The organism is Terrisporobacter mayombei, assembly GCF_020748465.1.
Lineage (GTDB): Bacteria > Bacillota > Clostridia > Peptostreptococcales > Peptostreptococcaceae > Terrisporobacter > Terrisporobacter mayombei.
Genome location: NZ_JAHZMP010000152.1, coordinates 1 through 488, shown reverse-complemented (window position 1 = coordinate 488; position 488 = coordinate 1). Strand labels below are relative to the sequence as shown.

Below are 488 nucleotides of genomic sequence, written 5' to 3'. Positions count from 1 at the left end.
ATATATGTTCAAATGATAAAGAGGAATATTACCAATTATTAAAAACACATAGTGTCAAATCAAGCTAATAAAAAACGACCTTATAAATGCTATTTTAAGGTCGTTTAAATTATATCTTATAGGCTTATTTTAATTAAACTTATTATTTTTTATCTAGAAAAATGTTTTTAATTATAGTCAATATATCAACTATAACATCCATATTTGATTTGACACTGTCTTTAGTAACAAGAAAATCTGCTGTAACTTCAGTAACTACTTCTGTTACATCTTTCATATTTTCTCCTACTTCTCCAAAAGTTTCTACAACATTAGGAAGATTATTTAAAGTTGTATTTATATTTTGAGTATTTTCATTTAACATAGTTCCAACATTATTTAAAATCTTATGTAGTTTAACAAGTACAATAATTAAATAAACTAAAGCAATACAAGCAAGTATAGCTAATAATACATATATTATACTTATGTTAATCGTTATTGTATTG

General features: G+C 22.5%; 1 protein-coding gene. It reads right to left on the bottom strand.

What is annotated here, in order from left to right; translation table 11 throughout:
- Positions 1-142: 142 nt before the first annotated feature.
- Positions 143-488 (bottom strand): hypothetical protein (locus K0039_RS20840; RefSeq protein WP_228106839.1); only part of this gene is annotated, 346 nt, incomplete at its 5' end.